The sequence below is a fragment of the Saccharopolyspora dendranthemae genome (assembly GCF_007829955.1).
In the GTDB taxonomy this organism is placed as follows: Bacteria; Actinomycetota; Actinomycetes; order Mycobacteriales; family Pseudonocardiaceae; genus Saccharopolyspora; species Saccharopolyspora dendranthemae.
This window is the reverse complement of record NZ_VIWX01000005.1, coordinates 139,661-152,722: the sequence shown is the minus strand read 5'-3', so window position 1 is coordinate 152,722 and position 13,062 is coordinate 139,661. Positions and strand designations below refer to the sequence as shown.

The window sequence follows — 13,062 nt, the reverse complement described above, 5'->3', positions numbered from 1 at the left end:
GCCCACCCTGCGCCAGTCCTCAGGCGCATCGAGACGCGCCGAATCCGTTTTCCACCGTTCCCACCGGCCCGTCCGATTAGGCCGGGGGAACGAACCTCACTCCTCCAGAATGCCGATCACAGCCCACGACGCGCTCGTGAACGACTAGCATGTTGATGGGCTTCTCGGATTCCGAATGGCGAACTCACGGCTTTCGGTCTTCGAGAGGGTTTTCCTGCGCGCACCTAGGAGAATTCGTGGCCGACATTCCCCGCCAAGCCGCACATCGCACCGCCAAGCTCGCCAGCCTCCCACTGGGCGTCGCCGGACGAGTTGCCGCGGGCTGGGGTCGTCGCCTGACCGGTCAGGACGCGGCCGAGATCAACGCCGACGTGGCTGCCAAGACCGCTGAGCAGCTGTTCGCGGTGCTCGGGCAGCTCAAGGGCGGGGCCATGAAGTTCGGCCAGGCGTTGAGCGTCTTCGAAGCCGCCGTCCCCGACGCGATGGCGGGTCCCTACCGCGAGGCGCTGACCAAGCTGCAGTCCGCAGCGCCACCGATGCCGGTCAGCAGCGTTCACCGGGTGCTCAGCGAGCAGCTGGGCTCGTCGTGGCGCCAGCGGTTCGAGTCCTTCGACGACGAACCCGCGGCCTCGGCGAGCATCGGCCAGGTCCACCGGGCGGTGTGGCACGACGGCCGCGAGGTGGCGGTCAAGGTTCAGTACCCGGGCGCCGACGAGGCGTTGCGCTCCGACCTGCGGCAGCTGATGCGGTTCTCCCGGCTGTTCCAGTCGCTGGCGCCGGGCGCCGAGGTCAAACCGCTCCTGGAGGAGCTGCAGGAGCGCATGGTCGAGGAGCTCGACTACCGCATCGAGGCCGAGAACCAGCGCACCTTCGCCAAGGTCTTCTCCGATGACGAGCGCGTCGTGGTGCCCGCGGTGATCGCGAGCGCCCCGAAGGTCGTGGTCACGGAGTGGGTCACGGGCAAGCCGTTCTCGAAGATCATCGCCGACGGCGAGCAGGACGAGCGCAACCTGGCCGGCCGACTGCTGGCGGAGTTCCACTTCTCGACCCCGGCGAAGGTCGGGCTGTTGCACGCCGACCCGCATCCGGGCAACTTCATGCTGCTCCCCGATGACCAGCTGTGCGTGATCGACTTCGGCGCGGTCTCCCGGGTCCCGGACGGACTTCCGCCGACCTTCGGCAAGATGATCCGCCTGGCGTTGGAGGACCGCTCGACCGAGCTGCTGGAGCTGCTGCGGTCGGAGCGATTCGTGCAGCCGGATCAGGAACTGCCCGCTGAGGACGTGCTCGCCTACCTGGCGCCGTTCGTCGACCCGGCCCGCGAGGAGACGTTCCACTTCAGCCGCAGCTGGTTGCAGCAGCAGGCCGAACGCGTCTCCGACCTGCGAGGTCCGGATTTCCGTACCGGCAGGTCGCTGAACCTGCCGCCGGACTACCTGCTGATCCACCGGGTCACGCTCGGGGCCACCGGCATCCTGTGCCAGCTGGACGCCGAGGTCGCCACCCGTGACATCATCGCCGAATGGCAACCCGGCTTCGCCGAAGCCGAGGCCTGAGCCCGGATCCCACGTCGCTCGACGCGCCAGGCCCCGCCGCCCGCACCGCCACGCACAGCGATTCCTCAAGAGCCCCTACGGCTTGGTGCCGATGTGGACCGTGTTGGCGCTGAGGTAATGCAGGTCGTCCCTGTTGCCGGCGTAGTGCTCGCCTTCCGGGTCCAGGAGCTGGTCGAGCGCGGTGACGTCCCCGGGGTCGAGGAGTTCGTCGGCGTCGCGGCGGAGCATCTGCAGCTGTCGCAGCGCAGCGGCGCGACCCGATTCGTCCAGCGGCGCCGCCCGGTCGACGAGGTAGCTGAACGAGGTCGCCCCCGTCAGCCCCGCCTCTTCCATCGCCTTCGGCCAGCCGACCGGGAGCCGGACCGCTCCGTCCATCTCGGCGCGCATCCGCTGGAACCACTGCTCGCTCGCGCCCAGCAGCCTGGCCTCCAGGCCTGGTGCGCCGATCCCGACGTCGGCGGGCAGCACCCTGGTCTGCAGGCCGAACTCCACGACCGCCAGCCTCCCGCCGGGTGTGACCAGCTCCGCGAGCCTGCGCAGACCCGCGAGCTGGTCGGGCAGGTGGTGCACCACGAACGCCGCGTAGACCAGGTCGGCCTGCGCCGGAGCACCCGCCTGGTGGATCTCCGCGGCGAGCGTGTCGGCCGCGGCGTCCGCCCGGACGGTCCGGACCGTGATGCCCTCGGCCGCATCCGACGCCCGCTCCCCCGCCGCCGCGAGCAGCTGCTCGGCGGTGTCGACGATGGTCAGCTGCGGGTCTCCGCCGTTGCCCGCGAGGGACTTCGCGAAGATCGCAGCGGTTCCGCCCGCCCCGGCGCCGATCTCGATCACCGATCGGTCGTCCGGCAGCAGCAGCCGTCCGACGACCTCGACGAGGTCCGGCTCGATGAAGTCGTCAGCTGCGCGCAACCGCTGCAGGTGCGCGTCCCAGTCGATGTTGTCGTGCGAATGCGAATGCGAATGTGCTCCCACGAGCCGAAACCCTAGACCGGGCAACGCGAACCACGCACGCCGATTTGCCATGTCAGCAAGAGTGCGTCGGCCGCCGCCGGAAAGCAGCGGCCGACGCGGCACCCGCGAGCGCGCGATCACAGGGTTCAGCGCTGCTCAGCGGCTTCGGCTCTTCTCGTCGCGTAGCGGGCGATCGCCCGCCATCTCCTGCCTGCCGAGAGCGCACGTCCTTCGCGTTGTCGCTCCGCTTCGGCCAGCATCTCCTTCCGATGTATCCGGATCAGTTCCTCGGTCGGTTGCATGCGCAGCTCCGCGTTGTTCGGGTGAATCAGGGTGGTCGCGTTGTCGTTGGTCATGCTGCTCGCTCCTGCTTGCGGGGTTCGACTTCTTCCGGACGTGGGTGCTTGCGCGGACGACCGCGCCTGCGCTTGCGGGCGACGACCTCGCCGCGTTCGAAGATCTCGCCTCCCCAGACCCCCCAGGGTTCGCAGCGGTCCATCGCGCCGGCCAGGCACGCGCTCTTGATCGGGCAGTCGCTGCACAGGACCTTGGCCTGCTCCAGGTCGGACGGGCTCTCGGCGAACCACAGGTCCGGGTCGCGTCGGCAGGGCAAGCGGCGTTGCAGCGAGGAGCCCGGGGGTTGCTCGGGCTCGAACTGCGAGTCCACGGCCGACTCGGGTATCGGCACACTCGCGGTGAACATACGACTTCCTCCAGTAGTCGATGGCAGACAACGTGTGGTTGTGGATGGATGTGGTTGTGGATGTGGATCAACCCAGCACAAAAAGGCCGCGGACCCGTGTGCAGGTCCGCGGCCTTCTGAGAAGCCTGGGGCTTTCCTAGATCAGCGGATCCAGGAAGAGCCAGCGGACCGACTTGCGCGGGTGCTGCGTGGTCGCCGGGACGAAGCCGTAGACGCGCGGCTTGGTGACGCGCAGATCAGCGGCAATGGCGGCGAAGGGCACGAAGGTGCCCGCGAGCAGCGAAACGACCCCGGCCATGAAGGAGCGCGGGGCATTCGTGATGGTCTCGAAGATCTTCACTGCTCCCCACCTCCTCATCGGTCTCGTCCGGCGAATGCGCGCCGAATCGGCGCGCGCGTGTTTACGAGGTTATTGGTTGCGGGGTACAACCCGCAACATATTTTTGACCTGCGATTTTGCTAGTTCACCCGGTTGATCAAGGCGAGCACGTCGGTGCCGAATTTCTGGATCTTGGTGGCGCCGATCCCGGAGATCCCCACCAACGCGGATTCGTCCTCCGGCCGCTGCTCCGCGATCGCCGTCAGCGTCGCATCGGTGAACACGACGTAGGCCGGGACCTTGAGCTGCTTCGCGCGCTCGCTGCGCCACGCCTTGAGCTGTTCGAGCAGGTTCTCGTCGACGTCGGACGGGCAGTCCGAGCACCGCCCGAGCTTGATGTCGATCGTGCTGACCAGCGTGCACGAGCACACCCGGCACTTCGGCTTGATCGTCGCGGTGTGCCGCGCAGGCGGCTGCGGCTGCTTGACCTTGCCCGGCAGCGCAGCCGGGTGCCCGTCGGGCACGAGGCTGTAGACGAACCGGCTGCGACGCCGGAATCGACGCCCGCCGGCGCGCGCCAGCGCCCAGGACAGATGCAGGTGCTCGCGCGCGCGGGTGACGCCGACGTAGAACAGGCGTCGCTCCTCCTCCACCGCCGCATCGGTGTCGGCGTGCTGGATCGGCAAGGTCCCGTCGACCAAGCCCGTCAGGAACACCGCGTCCCACTCCAGACCCTTGGCCGCGTGGAGCGACGCGAGCGTGACGCCCTCGACCGTCGGCGGGTGCTGGGCCTCGGCGCGAGCGTCGAGCTCGGCGACGTAGCGGGACAGGTCGGCGTCGGGCGAGGTGGCGACGAGTCCTTCCGCGAGCTCGACCAGCGCGATCAGCGACTCCCAGCGCTCGCGGGCGGAGCCACCGGCAGGCGGCTCGTCGGTCAGGCCGACCTCGACGAGCAGCTCCCGCACCGTTGCGGGCAGGTCCTCGGCGGCGGTGTCGCGGGCGATCGCGGTGCGCAGGGTGGCCATGGCCTGGCGGATCTCGGCGCGTGCGAAGAACCGCTCGCCACCCCGCACCTGGTACGGGATCTCGGCGTCGGACAGCGCCTTCTCGTAGACCTCGGACTGGGCGTTGACGCGGAACAGGATCGCGATCTCCGAGAGCGCGACCCCTCGCTTGGCGAGCTGCGCGATCTTGCGCGCGATCGCGTCGGCTTCATCCGTCTCGTCGTCGTACTCGGCGAAGTCCGGGCGCGGACCGTCGGGCCGCTGCCCGACCAGCTTCAACCGGGTGCCGGCGGGACGTTCGCGCGCGGCACCGATGACCTGGTTGGCCAGGTCCACGACCTGCGGGGTCGACCGGTAGTCGCGCTCGAGCCGCACCACGGTCGCTTCCGGGTACTTCCGCGGGAAGTTGATCAACCACTTCGGGGAGGCGCCCGCGAAGGAGTAGATGGTCTGGTTGGCGTCCCCGACGACGGTGAGGTCGTCGCGGTTGCCGACCCAGGCGTCGAGCACCCGGGCCTGCAGCGGGTTGACGTCCTGGTACTCGTCGACCACGAAGGATCGGTACTGGCTGCGGAACTCCTCCGCGACGTCGTCGCGGTCCTCCAGGATCGCCGCGATGTGCAGCAGCAGGTCGTCGAAGTCGAGCAGCTGCGCGCCGCTCTTGAGCTTCTCGTAACCGGCGAAGGCCTTCGCGATCAACTCCGGCAGGATCGGCGTCTCGCGCCCGGCCTGCTGCGCGGCCGCCGGGTACTGCTCCGGACTGATCAGCGAGGACTTCGACCACTCGATCTCGCTGGCGAGGTCGCGCACGTCCTCCCGCTCGGTGGACAGCCCCAGCCGGTTCGCGGCCTGCATGACCAGGCGGAACTTGTTGTCGGTGAGCTGCCACATGGGGGTGTCGTGGACCCGCGGCCAGAAGTACCGGAGCTGCCGGAAGGACGCCGCGTGGAAGGTCTGCGCCTGCACCCCCGAGGCCCCGAGCTCCCGCAACCGGGTGCGCATCTCGCCCGCGGCCCGCGCCGTGAAGGTCACGGCCAGGACCTGCCGAGGCGCTACGAGACCGCGCTGGACGAGGTGGGCGATGCGGTGGGTGATGGTCCGGGTCTTGCCCGTCCCCGCACCCGCCAGGACGCACACCGGCCCGCGCGGTGCGATGACGGCCTGCCGCTGCTCCGGATCCAAACCTTCCAGGAGACGCGGTTGATCGGCCATGCAGGCATCCTCGCAGACCCCCGACACCGATCAGGCGATACCCACCACCGTGTGTCGCCCAGATCGCGTTCCCCACTCCCCGACCAGCGCAGACACACCCGGACCCGGGCCGAGGATTCGAATTTCGCGCGAAGTTCGAATTCCCCGGCCGCGGTGGGGCGTCAGGGCTTGGAAGTGGCCCAGCCCTTGATCATTCGGTAGGCGATGGAGACGTTCGGGGGAAGGCGGACGCCGTCCACCGGTTCGCCCTCGGCCTCCAGGGCCGCGAGGATCGTGTCGCGGTGGACCCAGCGGGCTTCCTCGATCTCGCCGTCCGCCGGGACCAGCGGGGCGTTGCGGTCGGCGATGGCGGCGAAACCGAGCATCAGCGAACGCGGGAACGGCCACGGCTGGCTGCCGAGGTACCGGACGTCGGTGACCTTGACCCCGACCTCCTCCTCGATCTCGCGCGCGGCGCAGGCCTCCAGCGACTCACCGACCTCGACGAACCCGGCGAGCACCGAGAAGCGGAACTGCGGCCAGATCGGCTGCCGGGCCAGCAGCACGTGGTCCTCACCGTCGCTGACCAGGCAGATCACCGCCGGATCGGTGCGCGGGTACTCCTCGCGGTCGCAACCCGAGCAGCGCCGGGCCCACCCGGCTCGGACACGGGTGGTCGCCGCACCGCAGACCGCGCAGTAGCGGGCGTTGTCGTGCCAGCCCAGCAGGCCGACGGCGGTGGTGAGCAGCCCGGCATCGGTGTCGTTGAGCAGCGCACCGCCGGAACGCAGGTCCCGCCAGCCGTCCTGGGCACCGTCGTGATCCGTGCGCAGCGCCCAGAAGCTGACGTCGTCCTCGACGCCGAGCAGCACCGCGTTCGGCGACGGCCGATCACCGAAGTCGACGGCCGGTTGCACCACCAGTCGCGCGTCCTCGCCGATCTGCGAGCGCCCCTTGGCGTCGACGAGCACGACCCTGCCGGTGTGCCACAGCTTCGCGCCACCGTCGAGGGATTCCCGCCACTCCTCCCGGCGGTCCACAGTGGACCGCGAGAGGAGCGGAGGGGAATCCAGCTGGAAACCCCCACCGGCGAACACTTCGCGCGTCATCCTTGCGCTCCATCCGGTAACCGGCTCATGGCAGCTCCACGCCGCCGAGCAGTTGCAGCTGGTCGGCCAGCTTGTCGGCGTCACCGACGACGATGCCGGTGAACGAACCCGGTGCGAACAGCTTCGCCGCGTCCGCGACCTGCTCGACCGTGACCCCGCGCAGCCGCTCGGGGTGCGCGCTCAGCCAGTCCTGGTCCAGGCCCGCCGCAGCCAGCCCCGACAGGGTCGAAGCCAGTCCGGCCTGCGAGGCCGTCGAGGTCAGCAGCCCACCGATCGCGTACTGCCGAGCCGACTCGACCTCGGATTCCGTCGGCGGCACCAGCGCCATCTTCGCCAGCTCGTAGCGGGTTTCCAGCAGTGCGGCCGCGGTGACCTCGCTGGCGGTGTCGGCGTCGACCAGCAGCGTGCCGTTGCCCTTGGTGAACTCGAACGACGAGTGCGCGCCGTAGGTGTAGCCCTTGTCCTCGCGGATGTTCTCCACCAGGCGCGAGGAGAAGTAGCCGCCGAAGACGAGGTTCGCGATCTGCAGCGCCGGGTAGCGCTCGTCGGTGCGGGCCAGCGCCTGCGCCGAGAAGCGCAGCTGCGACTGGACGGCGCCCGGCCGGTGCACCAGCCGCACGTCGCCACCGGTGACCGGCGGCAGCGCGGGCAGTTCGCGGGCCGAGGCCTCGGACTTCCAGCCGACCAAGGCCTTTTCGACCTCGCCGACCACGGCGTCCGGGTCGATGTCGCCGACCAGCACCAGGACCGCACCGCGCGGCAGCACGGCCGCGCCGTGCAGCGCCCGGACCTGCTCGGCGGTCACCTCGGCCACGTCCTCGGCCTGCGGGACCTCGCGGACGTAGGGGTGGTCGCCGTAGCGGTGGCGCTGCAGCTCCTCGCGGGCGATCACCCGGGGCTGCGAGCGGGCCACGCTGATCCGCTCGACCAGCCGAGCGCGTTCGGCGTTGATCTCGTCCTCGGCGTAGGTGGCGCCGGTCAGCGCGTCGGCGAGGACGTCCAGCAGCGTGTCCAGCCCGCTGGCCAGCGCGTCTCCGGCGATGCTCAACCGCTCCGGATCGACCGCCGCGTGCAGGTCTCCGCCGACAGCGGCCAGGTCGGTGTCCATCTTGACCCGGTCGCGGCGCTCGGTGCCGGTCAGCAGCGTTTCGGCCAGGACCTCGGCCTGCGCGGGGTGCTCCCGGGCGTCGCCGGCGAACGGGATGCGCAGGCGCATCTCGACCATCGGCACCTGGCCGTGGCGGACGGCGATGACGCGAAGTCCGTTGGGCAGCACGGTGTCCACGCCCACCGGCTGGACGCCGGTGCGGGGTTCGGCCAGCGGCGGCAGCGGTCGCGGACCTGCCTCGGTGCGGCCGATCTCCTCGGCGCTGCGGTGCGTTGCGCGGGTCATGCCGCACCTCCGTTCTCGTCACCAGCGGGTTCGATCTCCAGCACGGCGCGGGCGTCGGAGCGCAGGGCCTTGGCGGCCGCGGCGACGTCCTGGGACCGGACCTGGCCGATCCGGGAGGGCAGCTCCGAGATCAGCTCGGCGCGGCCGTGCAGCAGTTCGGTGCTGCCCAGGTCCAGGGTCCGCGAGATGACCCTGTCGTGCTCCCGGTAGAGGCTCGCCGCCCAGCGCGCGGTGACGCGGTGCAGCTCCTCCTCGCTCGGGCCCTCGGAGGCGATCTTGTCGAGCTCCTCGTCGATCGCGCCGATCACGCGGTCCACCCCGACGTCGGGGGTGTGGATCGCGGTGAAGGTGAAGGTGTCCGGGTCGCGCGCGTCCAAGGGGGCGCCCATGAGACCGGTGCCGGCGCTCACGTCGACGACCAGCGCCTCGGAGTGCACGAGCCGCTGCTGCAGCCGGGACGCGTCGCCGTCGGAGAGGATCGCCGAGAGGACCACGTTGGCCAGGTAGGAGTCGAGCTCCCCGACCGGGTCCGGCAGCCGGTAGCCCAGCGCGACGGCGGGCAGCGGCGCGTGCGGGTCGGTGTGCTTGCCGCGCACCTCGCTGGTGGGGAACGGCTCGCCGAACGACGGCCGCTGCGGGACGTCGCGGGCCGGGACGTCGCCGAAGTGCTTCTCGATCAGCTTGATCGTCCGGTCGACGTCGAGGTCACCGGCGACGGTGAGCACGGCGTTGCCCGGCGAGTAGAAGGTGTCGAAGAAGGCCGCGCAGTCGTCGACCGTGGCCTTCTCGAGGTCGGTGAAGTCGCCGTACCCGTTGTGCGCGTTGGCGAAGGTCGAGTAGAGCACCGGCGGCAGCAGGATCCAGGGGAAACCGCCGTACGGGCGGTTGAGGACGTTGAGCCGGATCTCCTCCTTGACCACGTCCACCTGGTTGCGCAGGTTCTCCTCGGTGATCTTCGGGGCGCGCATCCGGTCGGCTTCCAGGAACAGCGCGCGCTCCAGGGCGGCCGAGGGCAGCACCTGGTAGTAGTCGGTGTAGTCCTGGTGCGTCGAACCGTTGAAGACGCCGCCGGATCCCTGGACGTGGCGGAAGTGCGCGAGCTTCTCGAGGCTTTCGCTGCCCTGGAACATCAAGTGCTCGAACAGGTGCGCAAATCCGGTGCGCCCTTCCGGTTCAGAGCGGAAGCCCACGTCGTAGTGCACGCTGACACCGACCACAGGGGCCTGCCCTGATGACGCTTGGCCCGCTGCCGAGTCCGGTGCCAACACCACGCGCAGCCCATTGGGCAGAGTGACGCGATGCAGCTGGGGTTCGACCATGCCACGCAGCCTACGTGCGAGCTGTCAACCCGCGCGTGCCCCCTTCTGGAATTCTCGGCGTGTCGGCACACCCGGACCGAGGCCCGCGGGGGCGATCGGAGTCAGGCCCCGCAGGACGTTGACCTGCTCCGATGCGGCATACCGACCGGCCGGGAGGCGATCAGGCCTGGCGGATCTGGTTGATCAACGAGTTGATCTCGTTCCCGATCAACCGGGCGTCCGCGGGCAGCAACCCGTAGAGCGGTTCGCCGGTGCTGCCGCGTTCCACGCTTTCGAGGTAGCGCCCGTCGGGCTCGACGTTGTCGAACCACGACAGGACCTGGGTCCGGCGGCGCCTGCCGTGCTGGTCGCGCTTGTTCGCCGCGATCTGCCCGAGCCGCGCGTGCGGTGCCTTGCCGATCTTCTCGTAGAGCTCGACCTGCTGGTCACCGCTGCTGCCGCGCTGCCGCGTGGCGGTCTGCATCATGCTGGAGGTGTCGTAGTCCTCGACCTTCTCGCCCTGCAGCGAGCTGTGCGGAACGCGGATCGGACCGCTCGTGCCCGGCTTGGCGGGCGGCAGCGTGCCGAGCACGACGCTGGGCAGCGGGACGTTCTGGTGCACTTCGACGGTGAGCAGCCCGCCGCGCTTCGGGTCCTCGCTGGGCGCTTGCACCCCGAGCACGACCCGGTTGCCCTCGGTGAACACCGCCAGCGCCCGCCAGCAGTGATCGCTGCCCGGCTCCGGGAACCACATCGAATCGACCCAGAGGTACGGCGTGGACAGGGTTTTCAGCGCATCGATCAGCGGCGGCACGACTTCGTCGTCCACGACGAGACCGGCGGCCTCCATGGCGGGCAGTTCCGCTTTGCCGATCGCGGCGAACTGATCGGCCGTGTGGCCGAAGGACCGGGTGCTGATCGGGAGCGTGAGCCCGTCGATCCGCAGGTACTTGAGCACGATGTCCAGGTGCACCGGCGGCAGCTGCCACCGCCCCAACACACTCACTTGAGCTTTCTCCCACTCGTGGAAGCAAAAAGAGACTTGTCAGGGCGGCGCGAACCCATCGGGCATCGCGCCGCCGCATCAGGTGAAGAGCCCGCTCACTCGCCGAGAACCGGCGGTGCCGTCTTGGGCATGTCGTTCATCCACACGTCGTCCTGCTCTTCGAGCCAGGACGGACGCTCGTGCTCGTCGTCCTCGGAACCTTCGCCCTTCCGACCGGCACCCATGCCGCCCATGCCACCGCGACCCGCGGCACCACGACCACCGGCTCCAGCACCTGCACCGGCTCCGGCACCCGCGCCACCGCCGAGACCACCGGCCCCGGCCCGGCCACCAGCACCCATGCCAGCGCCCTTGGCTCCGGCGCCCATGCCACCGGCACGGCCTCCGGCACCGGCGCCCGCTGCGCCTCCCGCGCCCATGCCCATGCCGGCCGCGAGACCCATACCGCCTGCACCGCCACCAGGTACGCCCGTTCCCGGGCCACCGGGCATGCCACCGCCGGGAATTCCGCCGCCGGGCGGATTCGCCCAGGCAGTGCCGGTTCCGGCCGGGCTGGTCCCGCCCGGGTAGGCGCCACCGGAGTAACCGCCGCCGGGGATTCCCCCACCGCCGACACCGGAACCGGATCCGCCGATCCCGCCGCCACCAGCACCGGAACCCGCACCCGAACCACCGGGAACGTTGCCCCCGTCGCCCATGCCGCCACCCCAGTCGGTGCCGCCCGGAGGCGCGACCGGCGGAGGATTCGCGGTCGAACCGTCAGGCGCCGTGTACTGCGGCATCTTCGCGTCGACCTGCGTCAACGTCGGGCTGTAGACCCGACCCATCGTCTCCTGAGCAGCCTTCTCAGCCTGCTCCTGCTCCTCCATCTGGGAGAGCGAGTTGATCCCACCGCCCGCAAGGCCGAACGGAATAGCACTCGCAGCAGCCTCACCCCAGCTGAAGCCTTCGGGCTCGGGGACGAGTTTCTTCGACTGACCAGCAGCGTCCCCAGCTCCCTGGAGGTTGTTGCCAGTCATTTCGAAGGCATCTGCACTCGCCTTCATCCAGTCAGACGCCGGCTTCCCAACCTCCGATGCAGCGTCCGCAGCCTCACCCTGCCAACCGCCTTGGACGATGTTGGCCAGGTCGGTGTGGTAATTCTCGCCGCGTTCGCGGAGAGCCTTCGCGAGCTTGATCCAAGCGTCCGCGGACTCACCGACCGAGTCAGGCTTGATGGACTCCTGGTTTGTCTTGTAGATGTCGCCGTGGCTGAAACCGCCCCAGTTCACGCACTGGCTGATGCCAGGCGAGTCGTAGGCGCCAATCTGAAGACCGGAGTTCTCGCTCGCGAGCCTGCTCTGCTGCTGCTGAGCGATCCGCTGCGCTTCAGCGGTGTGCTCCTTGCGGTTCTCCTCCGCCTCGGTTTCCCAACCGAAGACGTGACCGCCAGCATTGTCCAGCGCGCTGAATAGCCCCATCACTCCCCCTGAATCATTGAGGCAGTCTCGGTGCGATCTGGCGAGAGATCTTCTCCGCCTCACCACACGGATCAGCCACGGAATCGCGCATAATTCCAGCGACGTTCACGTCAACGATGCCGCCGCCAGCACCAAGAATTACCGAACAGATCCCATGCCCCCCGGAACCCGAGGTGATCGCACGCGCAGCCTGGCGACCGTCGAGATCGAACCGTTCGAACTTCTCGAAGTTGTTCTTGCTGTAAGCCTCGAAGTCCTGAGTCTCGTTCTTGCTCAGAGTGAACAGAACGTTCTCACCCTCCCAGTCACAACCAGGCTGGGATTCAAGAGCATTGGCAGGGCGACCAGGCCCCGCCTGCACACCGGCCGCCGTGAGCTCGTCGGCCGTCAAGAAGGTGCACGGATCAAAACTCGAAAGACCCGTAGATTGCGTCTCGGTCGTGGGTGCACCGGGCTGCTCACCACCCGCATTGGAGCCACCCGAGCAGGCGGAAAGACCCACCAAAGCAAGTCCAGCGATGCCTGCAACAACGGACCGGGAAACCAAACTCACTGAATACCTCGCCTCAAATCGTCAGCGTTCTGCTCGTCGGTGGCACGGTAATCCTTGGCAGCAGCCCGAAAGGCCTCCGCCTGACTCTTCAACTCATCCTGGAGCTGACGGACCAGGTCGACCGCTCCAGTCCCCGGCGCCGACGCCTTGTCCACAAACCGCTGGGTCAAGTCTTGGCCATCCGGATAGTTCCCCAGTCCAGAGACACGGGTGATCTGCTCAGCGTCACGCATGGCACGAGCAAGCTCTCGGATCTCGTCTTCGCAGCGCTTGGCAGCCTTCTCCGCTGCCTCGGGGTTCAGCGCGAGCTTGCCCGCGCCTACCTGCGAGTTGATCCATCCGGTCTGGCCGCTGACGGCCTTCAAACCTTCTTGCGCTGCGGCGAACCCGCCCTCTGCGCCTGCCATCTCAGATCCTCCGGACCCTGTGATCCCCCATGAACCGTGATTACTTTAGCTTGACGCGCCCGCGCGCGTAACGGTTCCGGGGAATCTGGACAAACTTGACCTGCGACACACC

At 69.1% G+C, this 13,062-nt stretch carries 13 protein-coding genes; 1 reads left to right on the top strand and 12 read right to left on the bottom strand.

Annotation, left to right across the window (positions count from 1 at the left end; genetic code table 11):
- Window positions 1-236: 236 nt before the first annotated feature.
- Window positions 237-1,556: an ABC1 kinase family protein gene (locus tag FHU35_RS22380; RefSeq protein ID WP_145742992.1), complete on the top strand. Its 1,320-nt coding sequence runs from the start codon at window positions 237-239 to the stop codon at window positions 1,554-1,556.
- Window positions 1,557-1,631: 75 nt separating this feature from the next.
- On the opposite strand, the gene FHU35_RS22375 is transcribed toward FHU35_RS22380, so the two are convergent.
- From FHU35_RS22375 to FHU35_RS22320, 12 genes are all read right to left on the bottom strand, one after another.
- Entirely contained in the window at window positions 1,632-2,528 is an 897-nt protein-coding gene (locus FHU35_RS22375; RefSeq protein WP_246110504.1) for a class I SAM-dependent methyltransferase, read from the bottom strand.
- Between the two features lie 125 nt (window positions 2,529-2,653).
- Complete coding sequence (locus tag FHU35_RS22370) at window positions 2,654-2,863, bottom strand: hypothetical protein (RefSeq protein WP_145742987.1); 210 nt, start codon at window positions 2,861-2,863, stop codon at window positions 2,654-2,656.
- A complete protein-coding gene (locus tag FHU35_RS22365) occupies window positions 2,860-3,210 on the bottom strand; it encodes a WhiB family transcriptional regulator (protein ID WP_145742985.1) in 351 nt (116 codons plus the stop codon). The genes FHU35_RS22370 and FHU35_RS22365 overlap by 4 nt, the downstream gene beginning before the upstream one ends.
- A gap of 136 nt (window positions 3,211-3,346) precedes the next feature.
- Window positions 3,347-3,550: a hypothetical protein gene (locus FHU35_RS22360; RefSeq protein ID WP_145742983.1), complete on the bottom strand. Its 204-nt coding sequence runs from the start codon at window positions 3,548-3,550 to the stop codon at window positions 3,347-3,349.
- A 119-nt stretch (window positions 3,551-3,669) separates the two neighbouring features.
- Window positions 3,670-5,745 (bottom strand): ATP-dependent DNA helicase UvrD2, encoded by a 2,076-nt coding sequence (locus FHU35_RS22355; RefSeq protein ID WP_145742981.1) that lies wholly within the window; start codon window positions 5,743-5,745, stop codon window positions 3,670-3,672.
- A gap of 161 nt (window positions 5,746-5,906) precedes the next feature.
- The gene (gene nudC / locus FHU35_RS22350) at window positions 5,907-6,833 is read right to left on the bottom strand and encodes an NAD(+) diphosphatase (protein WP_145742979.1); all 927 of its coding nucleotides are present in this window, start codon (window positions 6,831-6,833) and stop codon (window positions 5,907-5,909) included.
- Window positions 6,834-6,858: 25 nt separating this feature from the next.
- Window positions 6,859-8,226: a M16 family metallopeptidase gene (locus tag FHU35_RS22345; RefSeq protein WP_145742977.1), complete on the bottom strand. Its 1,368-nt coding sequence runs from the start codon at window positions 8,224-8,226 to the stop codon at window positions 6,859-6,861.
- The gene (locus tag FHU35_RS22340) at window positions 8,223-9,545 is read right to left on the bottom strand and encodes a M16 family metallopeptidase (RefSeq protein ID WP_145742975.1); all 1,323 of its coding nucleotides are present in this window, start codon (window positions 9,543-9,545) and stop codon (window positions 8,223-8,225) included. Before FHU35_RS22340 ends, FHU35_RS22345 begins: the two co-directional genes overlap by 4 nt.
- A gap of 160 nt (window positions 9,546-9,705) precedes the next feature.
- Complete coding sequence (locus FHU35_RS22335) at window positions 9,706-10,530, bottom strand: ESX secretion-associated protein EspG (RefSeq protein WP_145742973.1); 825 nt, start codon at window positions 10,528-10,530, stop codon at window positions 9,706-9,708.
- Between the two features lie 95 nt (window positions 10,531-10,625).
- Window positions 10,626-11,990 carry a PPE domain-containing protein gene (locus tag FHU35_RS22330; protein ID WP_145742971.1) on the bottom strand — a complete coding sequence of 455 codons (1,365 nt, stop codon included), beginning with the start codon at window positions 11,988-11,990 and terminating at the stop codon, window positions 10,626-10,628.
- Between the two features lie 13 nt (window positions 11,991-12,003).
- Window positions 12,004-12,543 carry a DUF3558 domain-containing protein gene (locus FHU35_RS22325; protein WP_145742969.1) on the bottom strand — a complete coding sequence of 180 codons (540 nt, stop codon included), beginning with the start codon at window positions 12,541-12,543 and terminating at the stop codon, window positions 12,004-12,006.
- Complete coding sequence (locus tag FHU35_RS22320; protein ID WP_145742967.1) at window positions 12,540-12,950, bottom strand: hypothetical protein; 411 nt, start codon at window positions 12,948-12,950, stop codon at window positions 12,540-12,542. Before FHU35_RS22320 ends, FHU35_RS22325 begins: the two co-directional genes overlap by 4 nt.
- Window positions 12,951-13,062: the final 112 nt, after the last annotated feature.